We start from the raw sequence: 26,500 nt of genomic DNA on the forward strand, positions 1-26,500 counted from the left end.
TGTGCCGGCCATGAGGGCCGTTGGCTATAGCTGACGAAACCAGCCCAGGTGCGCTCGCTGGATATCGAGGGTTTCGATGGATTCCAGCGGGTGTGCCATCAGGCTCAGGGTGCGTGCCTGACGCGGTGTCATCTCGAACGCTTGGGTATACAAACGGCTGAACGTGCTCGCCTCGAGCCCACAGCGGTGGGCGATTTGCCCTATGCGCAAGTGATGCTGTCGATGATCCATCAAGCAGCGCCTAGCGGTGAGCAGGCGGCGCTTGCGAATGTAACTCGCCACGCCTCCCATGGGTTCGAAGAGGCGGTAGAGAGAAGCGCGAGCCAAGCCGAAACGGTGCGACAAATCCTGTGGAGAAAGCGTTCTGTCACCGAGATGTTGTTCGATATACAGGCAAATGCGCCCCAGCAAGGGGTGCTGATACTCGACCTGGCCAGGTTGAGCCAGTTGTCGAGAGAGCGTTGAGGCCAGTAGATGTGTGCTTTCGGCACCATAAAAGGCGATGTCTTCTGCGTTCAGTTCCGGGCTGCACGCCATGAGTTCCCGCAACTGTGCTCCCAGTAGCCGAGCAGCGGGCTGGCGATGGTCGAGTAACATCCCGTGTAGCGCTGCTGGATCCTGGGGCAGGGCAGTTCTGGGAAGTACCCAGGAAATCAGCGTGGCAGGCTGATGCAGGGTGATGGTGCTCTGCTGCATCAGATCCAGTACCAGGAAATCTCCGGCTTTGGCGACTGTCTCACGGTGCCCGGCGCGGCTCCACACTTCTCCTGCCAGTATCAAGTCCACCATCAGATAGTCCACGTCTGCCTGGGAGAGGCTGGCTGGCGTGCGTTCTATCTTCTGCGGCGACAGCTGCATGAGTACGCCGATCAAACCTGCGAAGTGATGGGTCGTGACTTCCCAGGCCAGCTGGCTGGCCTGCTCGCATGCAAACGAGGTGTCAAAATTCAACGTAGCCTGCATGCGAAACTGCCACTCTTCCATGCGCGTCATGCCTGGCAACAATGCGTCAGACGAGGTGTAAACGATACGTTGATCAGTCATCACCTGGTTCTCCAGGAAGCGCACAAGGGGGTGAGCGGATTATCGCTGATGGGTTGCGTTTATCGCAAAGTGTCTCTTTCTATCTTCATGGCGTCCCAAAGTGTCGGCCAAGGGTTGTGGTTATTTCTCCAAGGAAAAACAATCAGTAACACACAACACAATCTGTAACACATTGGCTGTTTCGAGTGTGTGCAGTGCGATGGGCGTTAACGACACAGGGGATACTCATGGCTGAATCAGCATTCAACTCGGCGGGGCGGGCCGACATCGGACAGCCGCCAGCATGGTCACGTATCAGGCAGCTGGCCAGGTGGTCGATTATCGTTTGCTCCCCATTGGCATTTGCCGAAGATACGCCTTCTGCATCTCCTGAGGGGGTGGCAGCCATGAGCGAGCGACAGGCACTGGTCATGCCATGGCTGAGCGTGCCTACCCAGGCCTACCTCTACACGGCCGAGCCTAAAATGCGCTTTGAGCAGGTCGTCATTCAAGGAGCCTCTCTCATTCCTGCGGCAGAGTTATCCGACTACCTGTCGCCACTGCTTGGCCAGACGTTGAGTCTTGAAGAGATCCAGGCGGCCATGTTGACGCTGAGTGAGCTTTATCGTGAGCGAGGCTTGTCGGCCAGAGCACGCTTGATGAAGCAGGATCTGTTTGGGGGGACGCTGCATGTGAGAGTGGTCGAGCGGAGTCACACCAAGCGGGGGTGGGTGGCTGCAACGGAGTCGAGTGGCGGTTTGTAGACATCGGTTTGAAAATAGAGGAAGGGGCGGCGATCCTCACCGCCCCTGATATGGATGGATGCTTACCTCAATACCTGTCGCGGGTCGATGGGCTTGCCGCCCTGGCGCAGGTCGAAGAGCAGATCATAGCGCTGCGTCGAGGCGCTTTGGCCAACTTCGCACAAGGCATCGCCAGCGCTGACCTGCTGGCCGACGTTGACCAGCAGCCGCTCGCAAAGCGCATATACGCTTTGCAGGTTGTCGGCATGATGCACGATCACCACCTCACCCAACTGGCGCATGCCATCGGCAAAGCGCACTTCTCCAGGCGCCACGGCCTTGGCCTTGGCACCAGCCTGGGTGGCCAGCAACATCGGTTGCAGCGTGCCACGGCTATCGGCACCAAAGCGCCGCACGACCCGGTAATCTTCCAGTGGCCATGGCCAACGGCGTGCCGAGGCGGGCAGGCTGGCGCTGGGCGTTGCCGCAGGCGTCGCGGGTGCTGCCGATGAGCCGCTCGACCCGCCACTGCTGGCTGCAACGGCTCTGCCGCTGCCGCTCAACGGTACGCTGATGATCTGGCCAACCCGCAGTGCGGTAGCGGGAGTGCCGGGGTTGGCGCTCTGGATCCTTCCTGTGGTCGTGCCGAAATGGCGTGCAATGCCAGAATAGGTATCACCCGCGCGTACCTGATAGCGGTAAGGCCCGCCTGAGGGCGCGCGCTCCTGCTGGGTGGGTATTAACAGCCGTTGACCGACGTTCAGGCGTCGCGCATCGACACCCGGATTGAAGCGCTCCAAGCGTTCGATGGGGACATTGGCGCGAGCGGCCAACTGCCCCAAGGTGTCTCCGCGGCCCACTTCGATCCAGCCACCGCTCAACGTGCTGGCGCTGCTGCTTGTCGGGGCACGTTGGCTGGTTGCGGGGGTCGAGCTGGCACAGCCCGCCAGCAGGCTGACGACCAGGCAAGCGCTCAACCAGTGCCCTAGTCGTGGTCGCTGAGAGTGTCCAGCAACGCGTCTTTTTCCTGCCACAGTGAATTGATCCATGCGTGGAAGCGTTCCTTGTGCTGCGAATCTTCGTGGTAGTTGGCATTTTGCATCCACTCCGGGATATCAATCTGCCTGGCTTCGAGGGTAATCGGGGCTTCTTTTCCACACAGAAAGCCCATGAACGTCGGGGTTGGATTGGTATAGCTGATGGTGACATCAAGGATACCATCCAATTGGTTACCCAGCAGGCTAAGTACTTGCCCGACGCCGCCTGCCTTGGGACGCAGCAAGTGGCGATAAGGGCTCTGCTGTGCATCACGCTTGAGCGGCGTGAAGCGAGTGCCTTCCACAAAATTGAAAATCGAAATGGGGGCGTGCCGTGCACGGCGGCAAATTCGCTCGGTGGATTCTCTGTCGATCGTGGCCAGCTTTGGGTTTCTGGCAATCTGCTCGCGGGTAAAACGTCGCATGAAAGGAAATTCCAGTGCCCAGAAAGCCAGCCCCACAATCGGAATCCAGATCAGTTGATGCTTGAGAAAAAAACGCGGCATCGGGATGCGACGATGGAGCGCCATGAACAGAATGAAAATATCGGTCCAACTGCGGTGATTGGAAATGACCAGCCACCACTGCTCGGGCGTGAGGTTGTCGGGCACCTGAATGGACACCTGCGGCTTCAACCATAGGCGCATCCACCATAGGTTGACGCCTATCCAGTTCAAGGCCACCGCGCACAGCCCTTTCAGCAACCACTCCTTGGCCTTTCGGCCAGGTGCCATTACTTTGAGCAGCGTCAGAATAATCAGGGGCACACCCCAAACCAGTGTGTTCAGCGTCAGCAGCAAGATGCTGACACCCCCTTTGATAATTGGCATACCGCGGTCCTCGATCTACTGATACTACGCACAAAGCGATACTACGCACAAAGCGATACTACGCACAAAGCAACTGCCAAGGCCCCTGATGTGGAAGGCGTGCCAAGACGACTCTACGCATGTGGGGACAAATGCTAATGGAACAAGCGCGAGCTGCCCAGCATAACTTTGCCATGAAGGGCGTTGTCAGTGCCGCGCCAGCCTGGGAGTTTTAACGTTTTCGATGAGGACGTTACGCAGCGCATGGGCCGCGACGGAGAGCTCCTGGTGGGTCAAGATGCCCACTCGACAGGCAATGCTGGGCTCGGTCAGTGGCAGGCAATGGGCACCTAGCTCGTCCATTTGTTGAATACACATGGAGGGCACGGCGCTGACGCCCAGACCCGCAGCGACCATACGCCCCACGGTCGACAGCTGATGGCTTTCGAAGGCGACGGGCAGTTCGATACCTTGAGCGGCTAATTCCTGTTCCAGCAGGCGCCGTACCATGGAAGGGCGTTGCAGGGTGATCACGTCGTGGCGCAGCAGCTCTTGCCAATCCAGGCTTTGCCGATGGGCCAACGGGGAGTCGAGGGGGACGACGGCCACGAACTGATCTTCGAAGAGCGGCGTAAAGCTCAAGCTGCCAGCGCCTTCGGGGGCGAACGCAATGCCCAGCTCGACTTGCCTGGAGCGCACCATGTCCATGACTTCTTCATTGATGACATCGTGCACGGTGACGTTGATCTTGGGATAGCGCTGACGGAACTTGACCAGCGCGCCGGGCAGCAAGTTGCAGGCAAACGACGGCATGGCGGCCACGCTCAGCCGTCCCAGCTGCAGGGTAAAGCGTTGCCGCAAGCGTTCTTCGGTGTTGTCCCACTGGGCCAGCAGGTGCTTGGCCAGCGGAAACAGCGACTCCCCCTCGGGTGTGAGACGAACGCTACGCGTGCTGCGAATCAGCAGCTTGCCGCCCAGTGAGTCTTCGAGCCCTTTGATGGCCAGGCTGAGCGCGGGTTGGGAAAGATGCAGGCGTTCGCATGCCTGAGTAAAGCTGAGTGTTTGGGCCACGGCCAGAAAGGCCCTGAGCTGCTTGACGGTCATGAGAACTCTTTATAAGTTATTAAAATAAATTGATAAGAAAAACAAACTTAACAAATATATCACCAGACACAACACTGACTCTATCGAAGCAACTGCATCCAGCGCGCAGCTTTTGTGCCAGACTGGTCAGCAACCACGTAACCAACAATATCTGATAACGTTTTACCAACCACGTGAGGCAACACAATGGCAGGATTCGACAAGCGTGTATCTTCCTATGAAGAAGCAATGGAAGGCCTGGAAAGCGGCATGACCGTGATTGCAGGTGGCTTTGGCCTGTGTGGCATTCCCGAGAACCTGATTGCCGAAATCAAACGCCGTGCGGTCAATGACCTGACCGTGGTGTCCAACAACTGTGGTGTCGATGGCTTTGGGCTGGGTATCCTCCTCGAAGACCGTCAGATCAGCAAGATCATCGCGTCCTATGTAGGCGAAAACGCATTGTTCGAGCAACAGATGCTGAACAATGAAATCGAAGTGGTGCTGACACCGCAAGGTACGCTGGCAGAGAAGATGCGCGCAGGCGGAGCGGGCATCCCGGCGTTCTTTACAGCCACCGGGTACGGTACGCCGATCGGTGAAGGCAAGGAAGTGCGTGAGTTCGACGGTCGTCACTATATCCTCGAAGAGGCTATCAAAGGTGACTTCGCCATCGTCAAAGGGTGGAAAGCCGATCGTTACGGCAACGTCATGTACCGCCACACCGCCCAGAACTTCAACCCCATGGCCGCTACTGCCGGCAAGATCACCGTCGTAGAAGTAGAGGAGATCGTTGAGCCAGGCGAACTGGAGCCCAGTCAGATCCATACGCCGGGTATTTATGTGGATCGCATCATTCAGGGCACGTTCGAGAAACGTATCGAACAGCGCACCGTGCGCAGCTAATCAACGACAAGAGGTGGCACCATGGCTTTGACACGCGAACAAATGGCACAGCGAGTGGCTCGTGAACTCCAGGACGGGTTCTATGTGAATCTGGGAATCGGTATTCCCACGCTGGTGGCCAACTATATCCCCGACGGCATGGATGTCATGCTGCAGTCGGAAAACGGCTTGCTGGGCATGGGGCGCTTTCCTACCGAGGAAGAAGTCGACCCTGACATGATCAATGCGGGCAAGCAGACCGTGACAGCACGACCTGGCGCGGCCATTTTTTCTTCAGCCGAATCCTTTGCGATGATCCGTGGCGGGCACGTGGATTTGACCGTGCTCGGCGCTTTCGAGGTAGACCAGGAAGGCAATATCGCGTCCTGGATGATTCCGGGTAAGCTCATCAAGGGCATGGGCGGTGCCATGGACCTGGTGGCGGGTGCCGATAACATCATCTGTACCATGACCCACGCTTCCAAGCATGGTGAGTCCAAACTGTTGGAAAAATGCTCGCTGCCGTTGACCGGGGCTGGCTGCATCAATCGAGTGCTGACTGACCTGGCTTACCTTGAAATCAAGGACGGAGCGTTCATTCTCAAGGAGCGTGCGCCTGGCGTCAGCGTCGAGGAGATCGTCGAAAAGACGGCTGGCAAGCTGATCGTTCCCGATCATGTGCCTGAAATGACCTTCGACGCATGACATGAGTGGCGTGGGTCAGTGAGACTCACGCCATTTCGCAGCGGGCATGGAAGGGCAGCAGGATTTCCGCCAGCCGCTTGTGGTCGTCTTCCACATGGCGCTGTGTCAGCGACAGCCCTCCGAGGCAAAGGCGGTGTTCGTCCCCATCGCTGAACACGATTTTTTGTGGCATGGCGGGGTAGAAACGATGATTCAGCAGGCTGGAGACCGAGAAAACCCCGTTTTGCTGGCTATCGAGGGCGTACAGTCCGACATGCTCCAACTGCAGGCCCAGCGAGTCCAGCGAGGCATTCAGCGTGGCGCAATCGAACCCGGCGTGGTGAAGCCGTGGCCCCATCACCGCCAGCCAGGCGGCCAGTGGATGGGCGGTATGCAGCTGTTGGTAGAGCGTCCAGCTGGGCATGGGCCATGGGCGGCCGCGAGACAGCAGATTGTGGCCCTTGCAGTCGGTTGGATGGCTCTGCCGTATCAAGGCGGTGAGTGCTTCTCTAGGAGCTTTGGAGAGCGTGCCCACCTGGAGTTCGGCGAGCACTAGCCAACTGCTGTCATCGTTAGGTGCCAGCAAATGAATCAGGAGCCCTTTGTCTGCCATGGCATAGTGGCCAACGGAACGATAGCCCATCCGTGCCAAGGGTATGCTCAGGGCATTGATGGCAAAAGGCCCGTGGTTGATCGTCACCAGCGTCAGGTATTCGGCGCTGGCGCTGATGGGCCATAGTCGGAGCGCCCCGATATCCGGATGATTATGGATATAGTCCAGCCAAAGCTGTTGTAAAAACTCCTCGCGCTGCATCGCCATTCCTCGCCGCCTGCTGACCTGAGTGAATCGAACACGATCATCGAACGCTCAGTATAGGCAAGCGAGTAGACGCTGCTTCAACGCGGATTAACGGAGGTTTTAACGCCCGAATCGGCGAGGCCGGGCTAAGAAGCCAGCAGCTGCTTGTCGCGGACGAACTGGTCGAACTCGGTGTAACCGCCGATGTGCTGTTGGTCGATGAAGACCTGCGGTACGGTATGAATGGGTTTGCCAGCCGTTTTGGCGATATCTTCCTTGGTGACGCCTTCGGATGGCATGTCGACGTAGCGATAGCCTTCGATCTTGCCGTTGCTCTCCAGGTGTTCGGCAAGATGTTTGGCGCGTACGCAAAAGGGGCAGGACATACGCCCAAAAATAACCACGAACATGGTAATGACTCCGTTGAATAAGGTATGACTTGTACAGTAGCGCCCATTGTGGCGTAGCCCGGCGTGTTTCGCCAATAGCAGCACACTACGCTATCCATAAAGCCCTACAATGGACGTCACGCGATCCGTGCATTTACAGGAGCATTCTCATGCAAGTCTTGCAGGCCCACGACTACGGCTATCTGGCCGAGTTGGCGACCAGCTACCGAGACGCATCGTTATCGGCGCTGAAAAAGGAGGCCCATTACAACCCGCGATTGAGTGTGGATGCGCTGTGCTTTCAATACAGCGACCTGCGGATCAGCGGCGCCAGCACGCTGGTAGGCGCGCTGATCACCCCGTGTGCATTATGGATGCTGGTGGTACCCGAACAGGCAACGCTGTCGGCCCCTCTGGAAGAGTCTCACGTGGTCTCCTTGCCATCGGGCCGTTATCGCATGACGCTCGAGCGCTTGCCGAACGGTATCGAGTTCTATCAGCGCTGCATTCTGGACGACCTGAGTGAGCTTGAGAGTCTGCAAGAGGCGTCTCGGCTTGCCCAGCGCATGATGGAAAAGTTGATGTCATCTGCCACGCTCTGAATTTACTTGGCAGAAGGCAGAAGCCCGAGACAGCACCTATAGTTTTAAGTGTTTATATTTTCATTTCAGACACATCGATAAAAGGAAGCCTGCATGTCAGCAGATAAAGCGTCAACGCCCCGTGTTGCAGTCGTCACCGGTACCAGCAGTGGTATTGGTGCCGCCGTGGTCAAGCATTTTTGCGAGCAGGGCCACCAGGTCTTGGCAGTGGATTTCAACGAGGCGGGTCAGGAGGTGGCCGACCAGGCCGGTGCGGCGTTCTACAAGGCCGATTTGACCGACCCGGACGCCTGCCGTGGTGCCATTGCCGACGCCGTAAAGCGCTTTGGTGGCGTGGATATCCTGGTGAACAATGCTGGCATCCAGCACGTCGCGGCCATTGAGTCGTTCCCCGAAGAGAAGTGGCGGCAAATCATCGACCTGATGTTGACCGCGCCTTTCCTGCTGACCCAGGCCGCCTGGCCGCACATGCGTCGGAAGGGATGGGGGCGGGTCATCAATATCGCTTCTATCCATGCGCAGGTGGCGTCTCCTGGCAAGGCGGCCTACATCAGTGCCAAACATGGCATGATCGGTCTGACCAAGACGGCGGCCCTAGAAGGGGGCGAGCAGGGCATCACGGCCAATGCCATTTGCCCGGCCTACGTCAAGACGCCGCTGGTCGACAATCAGATTGCCGACCAGGCAAAGCTCAATAACATGGATGAGCAGGAAGTGATCGAGAAGATCATGTTGAAAAACGCCGCGGTGAAACGCCTGATCGAGCCTTCCGAAGTGGCCCAGCTAGTCGCTTATCTGGCGTCGGATGCCGCTGGCGCGGTGACCGGTGCCAGCTGGAACATCGACCTGGGCTGGACTGCCCACTAACGGCTAACGGCTAACGGCTAACGGCGTACCGGGCGCTTCTGCAGCTTGCGCTGAAGCGTCCGGCGATGCATGCCAAGGGCTCTTGCCGTAGCCGAAATGTTGCCATCGTGCTCCTGTAGCACTTTCTGGATGTGTTCCCAGGTAATGCGGTTGATCGAGGGCGGATTGTCGGCCAGCTCCACGTTGGGGTCGGCCTCCGGATGTTCGAAGGCTGCCATGACGTCATCGGCGTCGGCGGGTTTGCACAGGTAGTTGATGGCTCCCAGCTTGATGGCTTCGACGGCGGTGGCAATGCTGGAGTACCCGGTCAGTACGACGATACGGCAACCCGGCACGGTATTGAGCAGCTCGGGCAGCAGTTTGAGCCCCGAGCTGTGCTCGAGCTTCAAATCCAGCGTGGCCATGGTGGGCAGGAACTGCGCGGCGGTCGCCATGGCCTGGTCGGCGTCATGGGCTACCATCACTTCGAAGCCACGGCGCGTCAGCGCGCGGCTCAGTACGTGACAGAACATTTCATCATCATCCACGATCAACAGGCGCTGGTCTTGGTTCTGCATGGCATCCTCGATGGTCTGACTTGGCACTGATGGCAGGCTAGCCCGGTGCGGAGCAGCGTGGCAGCGTCACTTCCGTCAGTGTTCCCCCTTCCGGGTGATTATACAGGCTCACACCACCACCAAACCGATTGATCGTGGCGTGAGTCAGGAAAAGCCCGATGCCCATCCCCTTGCTCTTGGTCGATACGAAGGTATCACCCAGCTGGTCGGCTATCGACATCGCAATGCCGGGGCCATGGTCGCGGATATCGATCACGACGCTCTCGTCCTGCCAATCCAGGCGAATGGCGATGTGCTCGGGGTTGGCATCGGCGGCGTTGTTGAGCAGGTTGGTGAGGGCCTGATCGAGGGTGGCATCTACCGCAATCCATGGTCGTCCCCGCCGCTCGGCCACGTCGAAATGGTGGTTGACGTCAGGACGGATCACCAGCCAGCGTTGGACCACGCCTGCCAGCCATACTTCGGCGTCGAGGATCTCCGGCTCGGCCATGCGCCGCCGGTCGGCGTTGTTGACCAGATGCTGCAGCCGCGATTTGCAGATGTCCACCTGCTGGCGCAGAAGCGCGATGTCATCGGCAAGCGCCGAGTCCTGGGCTGCGTCAGCCTGCATCTCTTTCAGCAGCACGGCCATGGTCGACAGCGGAGTACCCAGCTCATGGGCCGTGCCGGCGGCCTGGGTGGCCACTGCCAGCACCTGCTCGTTGCGCAGTGCGGCTTCCCGGGTGCGCGATAGCGCTTTGTCTCGGCTGCGTAGGGCATGGGCCATCTTGTAGATAAAAAAGGTCACGAGCCCCGCCGACAGGCCAAAGTTGAGCCACATGCCCAGCACATGCAGGCTTAAAGGGCCGTCACTGCTGATATGCCCCAGCTGCGGTATGGGGTGGTAGAAAAACATCAGGAAGGTGTAGCCGCCCATGGCACAGGCAGCAATGATCCAGGCATGTCGCCACGGCAGTGTGGCAGCGGCAATGGTCACCGGCACCAGGTAGTAGGTGATGAAAGGGTTGGTAGACCCCCCGGAAAAATAGAACAGCAGCGTCAGCCCGGTGATATCCGCCAGCAGGTGGGCCAGATACTCGATATGGGTGACCGCTCTGGGGCGGCCCAGCCGCCACCAGGTGGCAATGTTCAGCATGCCCATGGCGATGACTACGCTGACCACCGCCGTGACCGGCAGATTGAATGCCAGCAGTTCGATGCCGACGATGATCGCCATCAGGAAGCCCGTCCAGGTGATCCCCCGGACGATGGTCAGCCGGACCAGGTTGCGGTTGGGCGTGGAGAGCGGCAGGGGCAGAGCGGTAGCCATGGACGATTACTTGCTCGATGTCTTGACGCTATGAATCACGAACTTGATGAATAGCGTCATGACGAAGGTTAACCAACCCGCCGATGCCAGCAGGTTGAACAGCAGTATTTTGGGTGGCAGCCAGGCAGTGCCCAGCAGCGTTTCCAGCAGGATATGGAAAAACATGGCCAGCAACAGGGGCAGGGCCAATGTGTGCATCCACATGTCCGTGCGCCGCTTGCGAATGTGGTAGCGCATCAGCAGATAGCGCAGCGGTCGGTGTGCCCAACTGAACAGCAGCAGTGCGCCTACCACGAACAACATGGCCAGCGTAGGCTCGGTACTCTGCTGATACATGGAAATGGAGATCGACCAGGCAAGGCCTAGCCACACCAACCCCTCTATGCTGGCAATGACATCCGCATAGCGTCGTACGTTCTGCATAAACAACAGCATCCTTGGTCTTACAACGTGGCGTCATGATACGACACTTGGCTGGGCCTGTGGGGGTCGTGTGCAGATTTATCCCACGGGGCGATTGGGTATACTGTGCAGCCGTGACACCCCTCTTTCACTTTCAAGACAGGACTTGCCGTGGACGCTATCACGATCACTCGCCCCGACGATTGGCACCTTCACCTTCGCGACGACGAGGCGCTGAATGCGGTGGTAGGCCATACCGCAGCCCAGATGGGGCGGGCCATCATCATGCCCAACCTCAAGCCGCCGGTGACGACGACCGAGCAGGCCATGGCCTATCGTGAACGTATCCTGGCGGCCTTGCCGGAAGGCAGCGCGTTCGAGCCGCTGATGGTGCTGTACCTCACCGACACGACGCCCGCAGAAGAGATCGAGCGAGCTGTTGCCAGCGGTGTGGTCAAAGCGGTCAAGCTCTATCCGGCGGGGGCAACGACCAACTCGGCTTCCGGCGTCACCGATATCGCTCATTGCGACGCAGCCATTGCCACCATGGCGCGGCTGGGAATGCCGCTGCTGGTGCATGGCGAAGTGACCAACCACGACATCGACATCTTCGACCGTGAAGCCGTGTTCATCGAGCGCGTCATGAAACCTCTGTTGGCTCGTCACCCGACGTTGAAGGTCGTGTTCGAACACATCACGACGCAGCAAGCCGCTGAATTCGTCGCTGACGCGTCGGACAATGTCGCAGCGACCATCACCGCTCACCACCTGTTGTTCAATCGTAACCAGATGCTGGCCGGTGGCATTCGTCCTCACTACTACTGCCTGCCAATCCTGAAGCGTGAGCAGCACCGTCAGGCGCTGTTGAAAGCGGCCACCAGCGGCAGTGCGAAATTCTTTCTGGGAACCGACAGCGCTCCTCACGCCAAGGGCGACAAGGAATCAAGCTGCGGCTGCGCCGGCGCCTATACGGCACCTGCCGCTATCGAGCTTTACGCGATGGCGTTCGAGTCGGTTGGGGCACTGGACAAGCTGGAGGCATTCGCCAGCCTGAACGGGCCGCGTTTTTATGGGCTGGCGCCCAACGCCGATACGGTTACTCTGGTGCGCCGGGAGTGGCAGCTGCCGGAAAGCTATCCTTATGCTGCAGGGCAGACCATCGTGCCTTTGCAGGCGGGTGAAACCCTGGCGTGGCAAATGGAGGGGTAAGAGGTGAACCCCCATCGCCTGGCGGCGATGGGGTTTTCAGGGTCATTCGCTGGCCAGCTTCGACAGCATCTGATTGACCATGCGTGAAGAGTGGTCGGCGGCCACTTCCAGGAACTGCTCGAAGGAGAGGTGGTTGTCACCGCTGCCCGGGATATCCGACAGGGCGCGAATCACCACGAAGGGGCAGCCATACAGATGACAGGTCTGGGCAATGGCGGCACCTTCCATCTCGACCGCCAGCATGGTGGGGAACTGGGCGCGGGTCTTGGCTACCCGCTCCGGGTCGGCCATGAACGAATCGCCGGTGGCGACCATGCCTTCTCTCACCGTTACTTCGCCCAGGGCGGCAATGGCGCTGCGTGCCACGCTGCGCAGGTGTTCGCTGGCCTGGTAGGCCTCGGGCATGCCGGGCACCTGTCCCAAGGCATAGCCAAAGACCGTGGCATCCACGTCATGGTGGCGCACTTCATCCGAAATGATCACATCACCAATGGCCAAGTCCGTGGCAAAACCGCCTGCAGACCCGGTGTTGATGATGGCCTCTGGCTGGTAGCGCTCCAGCAGAATGGCGGTACCGACAGCGGCGTTCACCTTGCCGATGCCGGATTGGAGAATGACGACTTCCAGCCCATGTAATGTGCCGGTGTGAAATACGAAGCCTGCGTGCTCGGCACGCTCAGCATCCGCCAGTTGGCTGGCCAGGATGTTCACTTCTTGCGCCATGGCGCCGATGATACCAATACGTTGCACCGTGATGTTCTCCGCAGGTCAATGAGGCAGGGAGCTGCCAGTGTCTAGAGCGTGTCCGGGTTCAGCGCTGCTGGTCGTGGCGCTCAGCGGCTTCCAGCGTGTTTTCGAGCAGAGTGGCCACCGTCATGGGGCCAACGCCGCCAGGCACGGGAGTGATGTGGCTGGCGCGCTCGGCTGCCGCGCTAAAGTCCACGTCGCCGACCAGGCTGCCATCCTCTTGGCGGTTGATGCCCACATCGATGACCACCGCGCCGGGTTTGATCCACTCACCCTTCACGATGCCGGGTTTGCCCACGGCGACCACCACCAGGTCTGCACGGCTGACGTGACTTGCCAGGTCGCGTGTGAAGCGGTGGCATACCGTTGTCGTACAGCCTGCCAGCATCAGCTCCAGGGCCATGGGGCGGCCCACGATGTTTGATGCGCCAACGATCGTGGCGTCCATGCCGCGCACGGCAATGCCGCTTTGTGCCAGCATGGTCATGATGCCTTTGGGCGTGCAGGGGCGCAGGGAGGGCAGTCGTTGCGCCAGGCGTCCCAGGTTGTAGGGGTGGAAGCCATCCACGTCCTTGTCGGGACGGATGCGCTCCAGGATGGGCCTGGCATCGAGGTGTGCCGGTAGCGGTAGCTGTACCAGAATGCCATCGACGCTGGGGTCGGCGTTGAGTTCGTCTACCAAGGCTTCCAGGGCAGATTGCGTCGTATCGGCGGGCAGGGCATGTTGAAAAGAAAGAATGCCTGCCTGCTCACAGGCGCGGTGCTTGTTGTTGACATAGACATGTGAGGCAGGGTCCTCGCCGACCACGACCACGGCTAGTCCGGGTGCACGCACACCTTCCTGCTGACGCGCCTGGATTCGGGCGGCAACGCGTTGACGGACATGCGCGGCGATGGCTTTGCCATCGATGAGTTGGGCGGTCATGTAGTGAGATCCCTATTGAAGATGGAGAAGCTAATAAAGGATACGGCTCGGTAACCGAGCAATTCGGCTGCGCAATTTTCGCATGGCAGGGCGGTCAGGCAAAGCATCTATCGAATCAAACACTTTAAGTGTTGACTTTAGAATCAGAAATAGTAATATATGCCTCGCTTGAGACGGGACACGCAGCAGCGGTCAAGGCAAGTATCGGGATGTAGCGCAGTCTGGTAGCGCGCCTGCTTTGGGAGCAGGATGTCGGGGGTTCGAATCCCTCCATCCCGACCATTTACTTGAAGCCGATTACTTGAAGTCAAAAGTAACACTGCTTTCCAAGCTTTGGTTGTGGTCAAGTGCTCATCGGTATCTCTGGATACATTATGTGCGCCTATAGCTCAACCGGATAGAGCAACGGCCTTCTAAGCCGTAGGTTGCGGGTTCGAGTCCTGCTGGGCGTGCCATCAAGAAGACGGTCTCGTTTTTTCCAGTCGGTATTATCAAGCATCTGTTTTGTCATGGTGGGTGTAGCTCAGTGGTAGAGCCCCGGATTGTGGCTCCGGTGGTCGTGGGTTCGATCCCCATCATCCACCCCATCGACAAGACGTTCTGCAGTATCCAGGTTGTGGTGGATGTAGCTCAGTGGTAGAGCCCCGGATTGTGGCTCCGGTGGTCGTGGGTTCGATCCCCATCATCCACCCCATTAACCTGATTATCTCTCCCTCGAAGTTCTACCCTCATATCAACTCTTTTATGTCTTTTGCCAATATTCTATGGTCAAGCTGTACGTGATCATCTTGGCATGACTTTGATGTTATTCCCTTCTGCACGTGTTATTTCCGTTGGCTTGCCCAGCAGATACCCTTGTGCATAGTCGATGCCCAGTGTGCGCAATTTATCCAGGGTCTCTTGCGTCTCCACGAATTCAGCGACCGTTTCGATATGCAGCGCTTTGCCTACCGCATGAATCGCTTCGACCATTGCGCAGTCGATGGGGTCGTGGTGCAGGTTGCGGATGAAGCGGCCATCGATCTTGAGATAGTCGACCGATAGCTGTTTGAGGTAGCCAAACGACGAGAGTCCCGTACCGAAATCATCCAGAGCGAATTGGCAGCCCAACGATTTCAGTGTCTGAATCAGCTCGCTGACTTTCGAGAGCTGGGCGATGGCGGCGCTTTCGGTAATTTCGAAACACAAGCTGCCTTCAGGCAGCTTGGCGGCACGTACCTGCCGAATCAAGTCGTTGCAGAAATCGCTATCGGATAACGAATCGCCCGACAGGTTGATGCCCCAGTGGCCAATAGCGTCGGGCTCCGCGCTGCGATAGCGGTCGCTCAGCCAGGCGAGCGTGTTGCGAATGACCCAGCGGTCGATACGTGGCATGAAGTGATAGCGTTGTGCCGCGGGTAAAAAGCTTCCGGGGGCAATCAACTGGCCATGCTCTTCCAGGCGTATCAAGATCTCCTGATAGCCTTTGTTTCGCGTGCATACTGGGTGAACCGGTTGCGCGAACAGACGGAAAGTGTCGTTATCCAGTGCATTTTGCAAGCGCTGTACCCACTGCAGCTCTCCGTGCCTCTCCAGCAGCAGGCGGTCGTCGGGCTGGTAGCAGTGAATCCGGTTGCGGCCTGCCTCCTTGGCGCTATAGCAGGCGGCATCGGCTGCGTGGAGTGTTTCCGCCAGACGCCGAGGTTGCGTCGGAGTAATGGCAACGAGCCCGATACTGACACCGATGCCGAAGGTGTGTTCTTGCCAGGCAAAGCGAAACTGCTCGATGTCGCTGCGCAGCGCTTCGCAAATCAATTTGGCTTTTTCCAGCGGGCAGTCGGGCAGCAGCAGCGCAAACTCGTCGCCTCCCAGGCGTGCCACGGTATCGCTGTTGCGGACATGCGCTTTCAGTTTGCGAGCCACCTGTCGGAGCAGTTCGTCACCCGCCTGATGACCACAGGTATCATTGACGATCTTGAATTGGTCGAGATCCAGGTAGCATAGGGCATGGTCGCTTTCCGTCTGTGTCAGCAGCTTGGCAAGGAGGGCCTCGAAGGCGCGTCGATTGACAAGCTCGGTGAGGTTGTCGTGGGAAGCTTGATAGCTGAGTTGTTCGGAGAGCTTGCGCGTCAGGCTGACATCCTGAAAGACCACGACGGCACCCAGAGTAATGCCGCTGCGCGAGCGAATAGGCGAGGCGCTGTGCTGGATGGGGTAGCGCTTTCCATTGCGGTTCAGCAGCATGCCGGGGTCGGTGTATTGCAGTGGGCGGTGCTGGGTCAGGACATGGCGGGCCGGATTGTTGATTGGTTCGTCGCTATGTTCGTCACGCAGCTGATAGATACGGTGAATCGGTTTGTTCAAGGCTTCGCTGGCGTCCCAGCCGGTCAGGCGCTGCGCTTCGCTGTTCATGAAAGTAATGTTGCCACTGGCATCGCAGGTGATCACCCCGTCGCCAATGGAGGCGAGCGTGGTGCGAGCAAGGTCGCGCTCTCGATTCAGCTGCTCTTGCAGCAGTTTTCGCTCGGTGATGTCCCGCACCATGCCTGAACGTTCCGAGTGTGACCCCGCAGCCCCCTCGCTGACCTGGATTTCGAGATAGCGCACTTGCTGGTCTTCGGTACGTCGCTTGATTTCCAGACGTGTGCCGGGGGTCAATGGCCGATGAGGAAGCAGCGTCGTGATGGGTTGCCCGACGAGCTGCTGTGCCTGAACGCCGAACAGTGCTTCAGCGCCGGGGTTGAGGCTGGTGAGCGTGCCATCTGCCTGCCAGGTCAAGACGCCGTCACGCAAATTACGCAGCATGACCCGGGTATGGCCCACGGCGCGCTCAAGCGCGGCGGATACTCGATTGTAGCTGGCAGCGATTTCCCCTACCTCGGTAAACGGGTCGGCATCGATGCGCTGGCGCATGTCCCCCTGGCGCTCATGCTGGCGCATGTGTTCCAGAAGTTGATGCAGTTCGTTCCGGGCACCGTGTTCTGCCAGGTTGAGCCCCATTTTCTCTGCCTCCGGTGAAACCCGCAGAGGCATGATGCGCTTGCTCGCTTGCAGCAGTAGCCAGGCGACGCCAAAGCTCCATGCGCCGCACACGATCACGCCCATGAGCTGAACATGAAACTGCTCCCAGCGGCTCAGCGAGGTTCCCAGCGCCTCCAGGTTAGCCACCCAGGGCAGTGCCAACGTGCCCCAGATGCCGGTGACCAGGTGGGCGGGAATGGCGCCTACGGCATCATCGATGCGTTTTTTGAGCAGCCACTCACTGGCCGCCACCATCAGCACGCCGCTAATGCTGCCCAGCATGAAGGCCGCGTGCAGCGACAGGGCATGAGCGCCTGCCGTGACTGCGACAAGGCCGGCAATGGCACCGTTGATGGCATACATCACATCGGCATAGCGGCGAATGCGCCAGCCCATCAGCATGGACGACAGAATGCCGCCAGCCGCCCCCAGCAGCGTGTTGGCGATGATGCCGGGAATGGCGCTATTCATGGCCAGGGTGCTGCCGCCATTGAAGCCAAACCAGCCCAGAATCATGAACAGTGCGCCCAGCATGGCCAGCGGCAGGTTGCCCGCCGGGAACGGGTTGGCATGAACGCCATCGCGAAAGCGCCCGGTGCGGGGGCCGACCACCAGGACGGCGGCCAGGGCCACCCAGCCGCCCACGCTATGCACTACCGTTGCTCCGGCAAAGTCGACGAATCCACGAGCGGCCAGCCAGCCAGGCGTGCCACCGAGTAAGCCTCCCCACGCCCAGTGGCCAAACACTGGGTAGATCAATAGTGCTATCCAGAAGGCTGTCCATAGGTAGCCCAGGAAAGGCATGCGCTCCGCCACTGCGCCCGCCACGATAGTGGCTGCGGTGGCGCAGAACATGGCTTGAAAGATGAACACGGTCATCAGCCAGGCGTTGCTGGCCTCCATTTCCCAGCCGAATAACGACAGTCCTAGCCAACCCCCCTGTGAAACACCGAACATCATGCCAAAGCCGATCAGCCAGAAAACCGTCACCGAAACCGCGAAGTCGGCCAGGTTTTTCATGGCGACGTTGATGGCGTTCTTGGTACGGGTAGTGCCGGCTTCCAGGCACAGAAAGCCTGCCTGCATGACGAACACCATGGCGGCGGCCCAAAGGACCCATAAAGTGTCGAGAAGCCTTGTTTCCAGCATCACTGTCATCTGCCTCTCCTTGTCGCTGCATGGTGCGGCGTATGCGCTAATTTGGTGCTTTGTCGGAAGGTGAAGGGATCACCGTCGAGTGACGAGGCAGGCAGCCCCGTCAGCGTGACGAGCGCTTCAAGCACTGCTAACGTGAATGAAGCAATTGTCGTGCCGTGGCTAGTGGACTCATCCTTATTTTTGATTTTTACGTTAATAAAAACTGAAATGATGATTTAAAACAGTATTTATGACTGTGTAATTGCTGTTTGATTGGTGATATTTTTCAATATGTTGCGGCGCTGCCAGGACGGGCTGGTAGTGGCATCATCTTTCAATGAGGAGTGCATCAAAATGGCGCGTCAAACAGTGGTTTTAGGGGCAGGGATGGTCGGCGTCAGTATCGCCTGGCAACTGCAAAAGCGCGGTTTTCAGGTCACCTTGATCGATCGCCGCCAGCCTGGTCGTGAAACCTCGTTCGGTAACGCGGGCATCATCCAGCGTGAGGCGGTACGGCCGTATCCGTTTCCTCGCGATATGAAAACCATTTTGAGCGTGCTGCCCAACCGTCGTGTCGATATTCGCTATCGGCCCACCGGCATGGTCAAGGCGGCTTCTCCGCTGCTCAGTTATTGGCATCATTCGTCGTCGCGGCTCTACAAGAAGATCGTCCCGGAGTACGCGTCGCTGATTCAGCTGTGCCTCGACGCCCACGCGCCGATGATCGAAGCGGCAGGTGCCGATGCGTTGGTACGTCGCGAGGGCTGGTTAGAGATATATCGAACGCCCGAAAAGCTGGCCAAGCGTGTCAAGGAAGCAGAAGAAGCCCGCGATCTCTATGGTGTGCAGTTTGCGGTGCTCGACCGCCAGGGGGTTGCCGAAAAAGAGCCCCAGCTGGGAGAGCAGATCATCGGAGCCATCCATTGGCTGGACCCCTGGACCGTCGCTGATCCCGGTGGCCTCGTGGCAGCCTACGCCGAGTCGTTCGTGGCTTTGGGTGGCCAGCTGGTACAAGCGGACATCACTGACGTCAGCCAGCAGGGGTCGCAGTGGCAGGTGAGCACCGCCACCGACACTTTCACGGCAGATGACGTGGTGATGGCGCTAGGGCCCTGGGCGGGAGAATGGATGAAGCCGCTGGGCTACCACTTCCCGACATTCGTCAAGCGTGGCTACCATATGCACTACGCCACACAGCCCGATACCAAGCTGCATTACTGGCTGATGGATGCGGAAGTCGGTTATCTTCTGGCCCCCATGAATGCAGGCGTGCGGCTGACCACGGGAGCGGAGCTGGATCGTCTGGAATCGCCTGCCGACGAAGAGCAGCTAGGGGCGGCAGAGAGCGTGGCGCGAACCATTTTTCCGCTGGCCGATCGCAAGGACGAACGTGCCTGGAAGGGCGCGCGTCCTTGCCTGCCGGACATGAAGCCGGTAATTGGCCCTGCACCACGCCATCCTGGCCTGTGGCTGGCGTTCGGGCATGGTCACCAGGGCTTTACGCTGGGGCCTGCTACCGGCCAGCTGCTGGCCGACATGATGGAAAATAAACCGACAGCCATCGATATGGCACCGTTCCGCGCGGACCGCTTCTAGATGTCAGGTCGCTTTCCGGTTTGCTTGGCGTCTGGAAGGGATGTTTGCTAGGCTGTAGATGAAATTCCGCCAGATGGAGGTTCCGCAATGGATGTCGCGGTCAGTAATACGGTCAGCACTGCGCTTTACATGAACCAGGCGCAAACGGTCGAGCAGGCGCAGATGCAAATGTTCAGAGATGCGCTGGAGCAGCAAGCCGATCAGGTCACGGAAGTATTGGCTTCGGCCGATGCGGCAGCGCAGCCTGAGCTTGCTCAGGAAGGTAGCGTCGGTACGCAGATCAACACCTTCGCCTGAAGCTCTCGCTTTTTGATCCCCAAACGCCGACCTTGTCGGCGTTTTTTGCTTTGGTATGCCGCAGGCAGGGAGTTGCGTTACCATAGGCGCACCCCGTCACTTGTCTGGCGCTTATTTGGTTATTACGCAGTCCCCCTATTTAGAGAACTCCATGTCTGACGCTCAATTAGCGCGCGAAGCAGAGCTACGCCGCACCTTTGCCATTATTTCCCACCCTGACGCCGGTAAAACGACCATCACCGAAAAAATGCTGCTGTTCGGAAACGCCATTCAGATGGCCGGTTCGGTGAAAAGCAAGCGCAATGATCGCCACGCGACGTCCGACTGGATGAAGATGGAGCAGGAGCGGGGCATCTCAGTGACGACGTCGGTCATGCAGTTCCCCTACGGCGGACGCATCGTCAACCTGCTGGACACTCCAGGACACGAGGACTTCTCGGAAGACACGTACCGCACCCTGACCGCCGTCGACTCCGCACTGATGGTCATCGATGGGGCCAAGGGTGTAGAAGATCGCACCATCAAATTGATGGAAGTGTGTCGACTGCGTACCACGCCCATCCTCACCTTCGTGAACAAGATGGACCGCGATATTCGTGACCCCATCGAAGTCATGGATGAAGTGGAGACGGTGCTCAACATCCAGTGCGCCCCGATGACCTGGCCCATTGGCATGGGGCGGCACTTCAAGGGTGTCTATCATCTCTACAACGACGTGATTCACCTCTATACCCAGGGGCAGGGCAGCCGTATCCCTGACGACAAGCGTATCGAAGGGTTGGACAACCCGGAGGTGGATGCGATTCTGGGCGAAGAGCAGGCCGAAGAGCTGCGCATGGAAGTCGATCTGGTGCGCGGCGCTTCCCATGAGTTCGACCTGGAAGCCTATCGTCGTGGCGAGCTGACCCCGGTCTATTTCGGTACCGCCATGGGTAACTTCGGTGTGCGTGAAATGCTGGACGGCTTCGTCGAGTACGCGCCATCGCCGCAGCCCCGCGAGACCGATACTCGAGAAGTCACGGCCAAGGACGATCGCTTTACCGGTTTCGTTTTCAAGATCCAGGCCAACATGGACCCGAACCACCGTGACCGCATTGCCTTTCTGAGGGTGTGTTCCGGCAAGTACGAAAAGAACATGAAGATGCGCCATGTGCGCATTGGCAAGGACGTCAAGATTGCCGATGCGCTGACCTTCATGGCCTCGGACCGCTCCCACGTGGAGGAGGCCTGGCCCGGCGATATTATCGGTTTGCACAACCACGGCACCATTCAGATTGGTGACACCTTTACCGTGGGTGAAGACATGCGCTTCATGGGCATCCCGCACTTCGCGCCGGAGCTGTTCAAGCGCGTGCGCCTGAAAGACCCGCTGAAGATGAAAGCACTTCAGAAAGGCCTGCAGCAGCTATCGGAGGAAGGGGCTACTCAGGTCTTCATGCCGGTGGATAACAATGATCTGATTCTTGGCGCAGTAGGTACGCTGCAGTTCGACGTCGTTGCACACCGCTTGAAGGAAGAGTACAAGGTCGACTGTCTCTACGAGGGCGTCAATGTGCAGACGGCTCGCTGGGTCTATTGTGACGATGCGAAAATGCTGGAAGAGTTCAAGCGCAAGGCAAGTGCCAACCTGGCGATCGACGGCGGTGGCTACCTGACCTATATCGCCCCGACCCGGGTTAATCTGCAAATGACCCAGGAGCGTTGGCCGGATATCCGCTTCCAGCCGACCCGAGAGCACTAACTTCAAGACTCGCCTCAAGACGCCTACCCAAACGAGAGCGCTTGCCATGCTCATTGACGCCCACTGCCACCTGGATGCCGCGGAGTTCGATGAAGACCGAAAGGCCGTCATTGCCGCGGCCAGGGCCGTGGGCGTCAAGGGTTTCATCGTGCCTGCCACGGTGCGCCAGCGCTGGCAGCATGTGCTGGCGCTAGGCGAGAGCGAAGGGGTCAGTATCTGCCTCGGGCTTCACCCCTATTTCATTGCCCAGCATCACACCGATGACCTGGTGGCGCTGGAGGCGCTGGTCAAGCAGCAGTTGACCCGCCCGGAAACCGCCCTGGTGGCGATTGGCGAGTGTGGTATCGATGGCCGCTTCAGCGAGAGTCTCTCGCCGCAGTGGGAATATTTCGATGCCCAGCTCGGTATCGCGAGCCGTTGCCAGCTTCCCCCCGTCGTGCACTGTGTGAAGGCCAACGATGACGTGGCCAAGCGGCTTCATCAATGGGCACTGGCGAGGCCCGGCATGATCCATGCCTTTGCCGGTTCCTACCAGCAGGCCGCAAGGTTTCTGGATGCGGGGTTTGTACTGGGGCTGGGAGGCGCCGTCACCTACGCTCGTGCTCAGCGCCTGCATCGTGTGGTGGCCACATTGCCGGATGACGGGTTTGTGCTGGAAACCGATAGCCCCGACATGCCGCTGAGTGGCTTCCAAGGGCAGCGCAATGAACCTTCGCGCGTGAAGCACGTCGCTGAGCAGGTGGCTAAGCTGCGTCAGCAATCGCTGGAACACGTCGCAGCGCTGAGCAGTGCCAACGCTGCACGTATTTTTGGCCTGTGAGTGCCGCCCCGCTGGTGTCAGCTCAATTGAGCCGCTAGCGCTTCAGGGTCCAGGCGCTCGACGGGGTAAGGCAGCGCGTGCAGGCTCACTGGCTGCGCTTGCCAGTAGACGGAGATCTGCTCCTCCGCCACTTTGGTATTCATGACCGCCAGCAACTCTATCTGCTGCTCGTCACTGAACGCGCTGTTGACGACTTCACCCAAGGCTTTCCCTTCCTGATCCACCAGGCTGTCGCCTATCTGGGGTAATGCGCTGGCGCTCACGTGCGCATGCACCAGGCGTTTTTTGACCTGGCCGCGAAAGTGCGCCCGAGCGACGACTTCTTGCCCGGTATAGCAGCCCTTTTTGAAGCTGATGCCGCCCAGCGCTTCCCAGTTGAGCATTTGTGGCAGGAAGTGATCCTGCTGTGCCGCCGTCAACCAGGCGAGGCCGCTACGGATATCTGCCAGCTGCCAGGCTTGCTGTTGCGCCTCTTGCGAAACATGCTCTGGGGGTGTGGTTTCCAGCATCAGCAGCCAGCGGGCAGTGCCCGGCATGCGCAGGGCGGTGCCCGAAGGGCTGGTATGGTGGGCATAGGCCTGATCGGGCAACGTCACGCCTGCCTGCTCCAGTAGCGCGGCGTCGGGGGCGCTGCTGCCCACGAATGTCACGGACGTGGCAATCGTCAGCTCGGTCTTGTAGAAAGCAGCAAATTTTTTGAGGTGGTTGGCCAGAGACTCGGCCAGCGAGGCGTCGAGAATCAGGCGATAGTGCTGTGGCGCCAGGCGCAGCAGTTGGGCGTTGGCCAGCATGCGCCCCTTGGGAGTGCAAAAGCAGGTCAGGGGGGCGAAATGTCCATTGGCGAGGCCGACCTGGGCGCTGGTTTGACCCTGGAGAAATTTTTCGGCATCAGGGCCCGTGACGTCCAGCGCTGCCAGGTGCGTCAGGTAAACAGTACCGGTGAAGGGGTGAGTCTCGGCGGTGGCCATGGTCTCTCCTGAAGATGAATGCTGCGCGGCATGGAGTGAAAGACGCGGCGCGGCGATAGGTTACGCTAGGTGCGGGCAGTGGGCTGCAATTGCAAGCGCACTTGCGCGTGCTAAACTTCAATTCCGCGTATCGGTCTTGCACAAGAATTTTGCGTCGTATCGCCGATCGATCCCGCTAGCATATACTTAACAAGACTCATTAACACATAAAAGGGCAACGCATGGCAGTGCAATCACTCAGTTTCCAAGGGGTTTCCAACGCTGATCAGGTCAACAAGATCACCACGGCATTGATGATGCTGGATGGGGTGGACAGCGCCGAAGTAGGGCGTCATGGCGCCGAAGTGGAAGGGCGTGCCAAGCGCGATGCGCTGATCCAGGCGGTCGAACGGCTCAAGCTACCCATCAAGGTGTCGTGAATGCATCCGCCTATCGTGGTGATCAGTGAGCGCAACCGAGCGTTTCGCCAGCGTATCGAGGTCAAGGGCCTGGAAGACCTCTACGCAGACGTACCCGCAGTGGTGGGTGGCGATGAAAGTGCGCCGGACCCTCACGACTATTTCGATATCGCTTTGGGAACCTGCAAGGCCATTACCGTACAAATGTATGCCAAGCGCAAGCAGTGGCCGTTGGAAGGCATTACGGTCACGGTGCAGCGAGACGACCAGGATGAAAAGAAGGGCGTTTACCGGCTGGCCGTTCAGCTCGAACTGCACGGTATCAGCGACCCTGAGCAGAAAGCCAAGCTGGAAGAGATCAGCCACCGATGCCCCATTCAGCGGTTGATGACCCAGGCCACCATCGAGATCACCACTCGCACCGAGTGACCATCCCAGGAGCCATGATGAGCAAGGAATTTCGTCTGCAGTCAAAATTCAAGCCTGCGGGCGACCAGCCCACCGCGATCCGCAGCCTGGTAAGCGGCCTGGAGTCGGGCCTTGCCCACCAGACGCTGCTGGGCGTTACCGGCTCCGGCAAGACCTTCACCATGGCCAACGTGGTGCAGCAGCTACAGCGGCCGACCATCGTCATGGCGCCCAACAAGACGCTGGCGGCCCAGCTTTACGGCGAATTCAAGTCGTTCTTTCCCGACAACGCCGTCGAATATTTCGTCTCCTACTACGACTACTATCAGCCGGAAGCATACGTGCCTTCCTCGGACACGTTCATTGAAAAAGATGCCTCGATCAATGATCACATCGAGCAGATGCGGCTGTCCGCCACCAAGGCGCTGCTGGAAAGGCGTGATGCCTTGATCGTCGTGTCGGTATCGGCGATCTATGGTCTGGGTGACCCGGACCAGTACCTGAAAATGCGCCTGCACTTTACCCGCGGCGAGCTGATCGATCAGCGTGCCTTCCTGCGCCGATTGGCGGAGCTGCAGTACACGCGCAACGACATGGATTTTCGTCGCGGCACCTACCGTGTACGAGGCGATGTAATCGATATCTTTCCGGCGGACGCCGACGAAGAGGCCGTACGGGTCGAGCTCTTCGACGACGAGATCGACTCCATTCGCTTGTTTGACCCGCTGACAGGGGATATACGTGGCCAGGTGCCGCGCATGACGATCTACCCGAAGTCGCACTATGTCACCCCCAGGGAAACCATCCTAGAGGCCATCGATGCCATCAAGGGGGAGCTGAAAGAGCGGCTCGAGTGGCTGAGAAAGCATGAGCGGCTGGTGGAAGCCCAGCGCCTGGAACAGCGCACTCTCTACGACATCGAAATGATGCTGGAGCTGGGTTACTGCAACGGCATCGAAAACTACTCGCGCTACTTGTCTGGCCGTGCTCCTGGCGAGCCGCCGCCGACATTTTTCGATTACCTGCCCGACGATGCGCTGCTCTTCATCGATGAGTCCCACGTCAGCGTGCCCCAGGTGGGTGGCATGTACAAAGGTGACCGCTCCCGCAAGGAAACGCTGGTGGAGTACGGCTTCCGCCTGCCTTCCGCGCTGGACAACCGGCCGATGAAGTTCGAAGAGTGGGAGTCGATTTCGCCACAGACCATTTTCGTATCGGCCACCCCGGGGCCTTATGAAGCAGAGCATGCCGGTCAGGTGGTCGAACAGGTGGTGCGTCCCACGGGGCTGCTCGATCCGCAAATCGAAGTGCGTCCTGCCAGCACCCAGGTCGACGATCTGCTGTCCGAAATCGGCTTGCGCACCGCGGTGGGCGAGCGCGTGCTGGTGACCACGCTGACCAAGCGTATGGCCGAGGATTTGACCGACTATCTCGACGAACACGATATTCGGGTGCGCTATCTGCACTCCGATATCGATACTGTCGAGCGGGTGGAAATCATCCGCGATCTTCGGCTGGGCAAGTTCGATGTGCTGGTGGGGATCAACCTGCTGCGTGAAGGACTGGATATTCCGGAAGTATCGCTGGTCGCCATTCTGGATGCAGACAAGGAAGGTTTCCTGCGTGCCGAACGTTCGTTGATTCAAACCATTGGCCGCGCGGCGCGTAATGCCAACGGCAAAGCGATTCTCTACGGTGACCGGATTACCGACTCGATGCGCAAGGCCATCGATGAAACCGAGCGCCGCCGCGCCAAGCAGATGGCCCATAACGAAGAGCATGGCATCACGCCGACCACCGTGACGCGTTCGGTGGCCGACATTCTCGAAGCCGCCCAAACGCCCGGCAAGAAGAGCTCCCGCCGACGTGGCAACGAGCGCAAGGTGGCCGAGCCTGAGGGTAGCTATGACGTGGCGTCCATGAGTCGCCAAGACCTGCTGGCGGCCATCAGCAAGTTGGAAGACGCCATGTTCGAGGCCGCCCAGAACCTGGAGTTCGAAGAGGCGGCGCGTTTGCGTGACCAGGTGCACCGCATGAAAGAACAGCAGCTGGCGCTGGGGTAGGC

General features: G+C 59.0%; 26 protein-coding genes and 4 tRNA genes. 17 read left to right on the forward strand and 13 right to left on the reverse strand.

Translation table 11 applies throughout. The features are described 5' to 3' along the window. Nucleotides 1–24: 24 nt before the first annotated feature. Nucleotides 25–1,044 carry a helix-turn-helix domain-containing protein gene (locus LG409_RS08535; RefSeq protein ID WP_227408018.1) on the reverse strand — a complete coding sequence of 340 codons (1,020 nt, stop codon included), beginning with the start codon at nucleotides 1,042–1,044 and terminating at the stop codon, nucleotides 25–27. A 227-nt stretch (nucleotides 1,045–1,271) separates the two neighbouring features. On the opposite strand from LG409_RS08535, the gene LG409_RS08540 reads away from it, so the two are divergent. After that, nucleotides 1,272–1,787, forward strand: coding sequence for a POTRA domain-containing protein (locus LG409_RS08540; RefSeq protein WP_227408019.1), 516 nt, complete (start codon nucleotides 1,272–1,274; stop codon nucleotides 1,785–1,787). 62 nt (nucleotides 1,788–1,849) lie between these two features. Here LG409_RS08540 and LG409_RS08545 read toward each other — a convergent pair whose 3' ends face one another. The 3 genes from LG409_RS08545 to LG409_RS08555 form a co-directional block, all read right to left on the reverse strand. Continuing rightward, the gene (locus tag LG409_RS08545) at nucleotides 1,850–2,632 is read right to left on the reverse strand and encodes a LysM peptidoglycan-binding domain-containing protein (RefSeq protein WP_144982975.1); all 783 of its coding nucleotides are present in this window, start codon (nucleotides 2,630–2,632) and stop codon (nucleotides 1,850–1,852) included. Between the two features lie 119 nt (nucleotides 2,633–2,751). After that, on the reverse strand, nucleotides 2,752–3,633 hold the full coding sequence (locus LG409_RS08550) for an acyltransferase (RefSeq protein ID WP_039178051.1): 882 nt from the start codon (nucleotides 3,631–3,633) through the stop codon (nucleotides 2,752–2,754). Between the two features lie 186 nt (nucleotides 3,634–3,819). Beyond that, nucleotides 3,820–4,716, reverse strand: a complete 897-nt coding sequence (locus LG409_RS08555) for a LysR family transcriptional regulator (protein WP_144982748.1) — start codon at nucleotides 4,714–4,716, stop codon at nucleotides 3,820–3,822. Between the two features lie 186 nt (nucleotides 4,717–4,902). On the opposite strand from LG409_RS08555, the gene LG409_RS08560 reads away from it, so the two are divergent. Both LG409_RS08560 and LG409_RS08565 read left to right on the forward strand, forming a co-directional pair. Continuing rightward, complete coding sequence (locus LG409_RS08560; RefSeq protein WP_039178046.1) at nucleotides 4,903–5,601, forward strand: CoA transferase subunit A; 699 nt, start codon at nucleotides 4,903–4,905, stop codon at nucleotides 5,599–5,601. 21 nt (nucleotides 5,602–5,622) lie between these two features. Continuing rightward, nucleotides 5,623–6,285, forward strand: a complete 663-nt coding sequence (locus LG409_RS08565; RefSeq protein WP_039178044.1) for a CoA transferase subunit B — start codon at nucleotides 5,623–5,625, stop codon at nucleotides 6,283–6,285. A 25-nt stretch (nucleotides 6,286–6,310) separates the two neighbouring features. Here the strand turns inward: LG409_RS08565 and LG409_RS08570 are convergent, their stop codons facing one another. Continuing rightward, entirely contained in the window at nucleotides 6,311–7,078 is a 768-nt protein-coding gene (locus LG409_RS08570; RefSeq protein ID WP_096923023.1) for a DUF1338 domain-containing protein, read from the reverse strand. A gap of 131 nt (nucleotides 7,079–7,209) precedes the next feature. After that, the gene (locus LG409_RS08575; RefSeq protein WP_039178039.1) at nucleotides 7,210–7,473 is read right to left on the reverse strand and encodes a GrxA family glutaredoxin; all 264 of its coding nucleotides are present in this window, start codon (nucleotides 7,471–7,473) and stop codon (nucleotides 7,210–7,212) included. Nucleotides 7,474–7,622: 149 nt separating this feature from the next. On the opposite strand from LG409_RS08575, the gene hybE reads away from it, so the two are divergent. Then, a complete protein-coding gene (gene hybE / locus LG409_RS08580) occupies nucleotides 7,623–8,054 on the forward strand; it encodes a [NiFe]-hydrogenase assembly chaperone HybE (protein WP_227408020.1) in 432 nt (143 codons plus the stop codon). A gap of 93 nt (nucleotides 8,055–8,147) precedes the next feature. Beyond that, nucleotides 8,148–8,921, forward strand: a complete 774-nt coding sequence (locus tag LG409_RS08585; protein WP_227408021.1) for a 3-hydroxybutyrate dehydrogenase — start codon at nucleotides 8,148–8,150, stop codon at nucleotides 8,919–8,921. 17 nt (nucleotides 8,922–8,938) lie between these two features. On the opposite strand, the gene LG409_RS08590 is transcribed toward LG409_RS08585, so the two are convergent. From LG409_RS08590 to LG409_RS08600, 3 genes are read right to left on the reverse strand one after another with little or no spacing between them, the layout of a single operon-like run. Next, nucleotides 8,939–9,478 carry a response regulator transcription factor gene (locus LG409_RS08590; RefSeq protein ID WP_016913788.1) on the reverse strand — a complete coding sequence of 180 codons (540 nt, stop codon included), beginning with the start codon at nucleotides 9,476–9,478 and terminating at the stop codon, nucleotides 8,939–8,941. 37 nt (nucleotides 9,479–9,515) lie between these two features. Then, a complete protein-coding gene (locus tag LG409_RS08595) occupies nucleotides 9,516–10,787 on the reverse strand; it encodes an ATP-binding protein (protein ID WP_227408022.1) in 1,272 nt (423 codons plus the stop codon). Nucleotides 10,788–10,793: 6 nt separating this feature from the next. After that, the gene (locus tag LG409_RS08600) at nucleotides 10,794–11,210 is read right to left on the reverse strand and encodes a hypothetical protein (RefSeq protein ID WP_096923021.1); all 417 of its coding nucleotides are present in this window, start codon (nucleotides 11,208–11,210) and stop codon (nucleotides 10,794–10,796) included. Between the two features lie 150 nt (nucleotides 11,211–11,360). On the opposite strand from LG409_RS08600, the gene pyrC reads away from it, so the two are divergent. After that, the gene (gene pyrC / locus LG409_RS08605) at nucleotides 11,361–12,398 is read left to right on the forward strand and encodes a dihydroorotase (protein WP_227408023.1); all 1,038 of its coding nucleotides are present in this window, start codon (nucleotides 11,361–11,363) and stop codon (nucleotides 12,396–12,398) included. Nucleotides 12,399–12,440: 42 nt separating this feature from the next. Here the strand turns inward: pyrC and mtnN are convergent, their stop codons facing one another. Together mtnN and folD are read right to left on the reverse strand one after the other, a co-directional pair. Next, complete coding sequence (gene mtnN / locus LG409_RS08610; protein ID WP_039178027.1) at nucleotides 12,441–13,148, reverse strand: 5'-methylthioadenosine/S-adenosylhomocysteine nucleosidase; 708 nt, start codon at nucleotides 13,146–13,148, stop codon at nucleotides 12,441–12,443. A gap of 61 nt (nucleotides 13,149–13,209) precedes the next feature. Continuing rightward, the gene (folD, locus tag LG409_RS08615; RefSeq protein WP_096923019.1) at nucleotides 13,210–14,070 is read right to left on the reverse strand and encodes a bifunctional methylenetetrahydrofolate dehydrogenase/methenyltetrahydrofolate cyclohydrolase FolD; all 861 of its coding nucleotides are present in this window, start codon (nucleotides 14,068–14,070) and stop codon (nucleotides 13,210–13,212) included. Nucleotides 14,071–14,275: 205 nt separating this feature from the next. Between folD and LG409_RS08620 the strand changes: the two genes are divergently transcribed. The 4 genes from LG409_RS08620 (at nucleotide 14,276) to LG409_RS08635 (ending at nucleotide 14,764) form a co-directional block, all read left to right on the forward strand. Beyond that, nucleotides 14,276–14,352 (forward strand) — tRNA-Pro (locus tag LG409_RS08620). A gap of 96 nt (nucleotides 14,353–14,448) precedes the next feature. Next, nucleotides 14,449–14,525, forward strand: a tRNA-Arg gene (locus LG409_RS08625). A gap of 57 nt (nucleotides 14,526–14,582) precedes the next feature. Further along, nucleotides 14,583–14,657: transfer RNA gene (locus tag LG409_RS08630), tRNA-His, on the forward strand. 32 nt (nucleotides 14,658–14,689) lie between these two features. After that, nucleotides 14,690–14,764 (forward strand) — tRNA-His (locus tag LG409_RS08635). Between the two features lie 89 nt (nucleotides 14,765–14,853). Here LG409_RS08635 and amt read toward each other — a convergent pair. Further along, nucleotides 14,854–18,228, reverse strand: a complete 3,375-nt coding sequence (gene amt, locus LG409_RS08640; RefSeq protein WP_227408024.1) for an ammonium transporter — start codon at nucleotides 18,226–18,228, stop codon at nucleotides 14,854–14,856. 333 nt (nucleotides 18,229–18,561) lie between these two features. Between amt and LG409_RS08645 the strand changes: the two genes are divergently transcribed. The 4 genes from LG409_RS08645 (at nucleotide 18,562) to LG409_RS08660 (ending at nucleotide 22,661) form a co-directional block, all read left to right on the forward strand. Then, a complete protein-coding gene (locus LG409_RS08645) occupies nucleotides 18,562–19,803 on the forward strand; it encodes an NAD(P)/FAD-dependent oxidoreductase (RefSeq protein ID WP_227408025.1) in 1,242 nt (413 codons plus the stop codon). An 87-nt stretch (nucleotides 19,804–19,890) separates the two neighbouring features. Further along, nucleotides 19,891–20,100, forward strand: coding sequence for a putative motility protein (locus LG409_RS08650; RefSeq protein ID WP_039178020.1), 210 nt, complete (start codon nucleotides 19,891–19,893; stop codon nucleotides 20,098–20,100). 151 nt (nucleotides 20,101–20,251) lie between these two features. Further along, complete coding sequence (locus LG409_RS08655) at nucleotides 20,252–21,841, forward strand: peptide chain release factor 3 (protein ID WP_016913797.1); 1,590 nt, start codon at nucleotides 20,252–20,254, stop codon at nucleotides 21,839–21,841. 46 nt (nucleotides 21,842–21,887) lie between these two features. Beyond that, nucleotides 21,888–22,661 carry a TatD family hydrolase gene (locus LG409_RS08660; RefSeq protein ID WP_227408026.1) on the forward strand — a complete coding sequence of 258 codons (774 nt, stop codon included), beginning with the start codon at nucleotides 21,888–21,890 and terminating at the stop codon, nucleotides 22,659–22,661. Between the two features lie 17 nt (nucleotides 22,662–22,678). Here LG409_RS08660 and ygfZ read toward each other — a convergent pair whose 3' ends face one another. Beyond that, complete coding sequence (gene ygfZ, locus LG409_RS08665; RefSeq protein WP_039178015.1) at nucleotides 22,679–23,629, reverse strand: CAF17-like 4Fe-4S cluster assembly/insertion protein YgfZ; 951 nt, start codon at nucleotides 23,627–23,629, stop codon at nucleotides 22,679–22,681. Between the two features lie 221 nt (nucleotides 23,630–23,850). On the opposite strand from ygfZ, the gene LG409_RS08670 reads away from it, so the two are divergent. The 3 genes from LG409_RS08670 to uvrB are packed head-to-tail and all read left to right on the forward strand — an operon-like array spanning nucleotide 23,851 to nucleotide 26,498. Continuing rightward, nucleotides 23,851–24,048, forward strand: a complete 198-nt coding sequence (locus LG409_RS08670) for a hypothetical protein (RefSeq protein WP_039178013.1) — start codon at nucleotides 23,851–23,853, stop codon at nucleotides 24,046–24,048. Then, nucleotides 24,049–24,456: an OsmC family protein gene (locus LG409_RS08675; RefSeq protein WP_227408027.1), complete on the forward strand. Its 408-nt coding sequence runs from the start codon at nucleotides 24,049–24,051 to the stop codon at nucleotides 24,454–24,456. Between the two features lie 17 nt (nucleotides 24,457–24,473). Next, a complete protein-coding gene (gene uvrB / locus LG409_RS08680) occupies nucleotides 24,474–26,498 on the forward strand; it encodes an excinuclease ABC subunit UvrB (protein WP_039178009.1) in 2,025 nt (674 codons plus the stop codon). The last annotated feature ends 2 nt before the right edge of the window (nucleotides 26,499–26,500 follow it).

The sequence above is a fragment of the Halomonas sp. NyZ770 genome (genome assembly GCF_020616575.1).
Lineage (GTDB): Bacteria > Pseudomonadota > Gammaproteobacteria > Pseudomonadales > Halomonadaceae > Vreelandella > Vreelandella hamiltonii.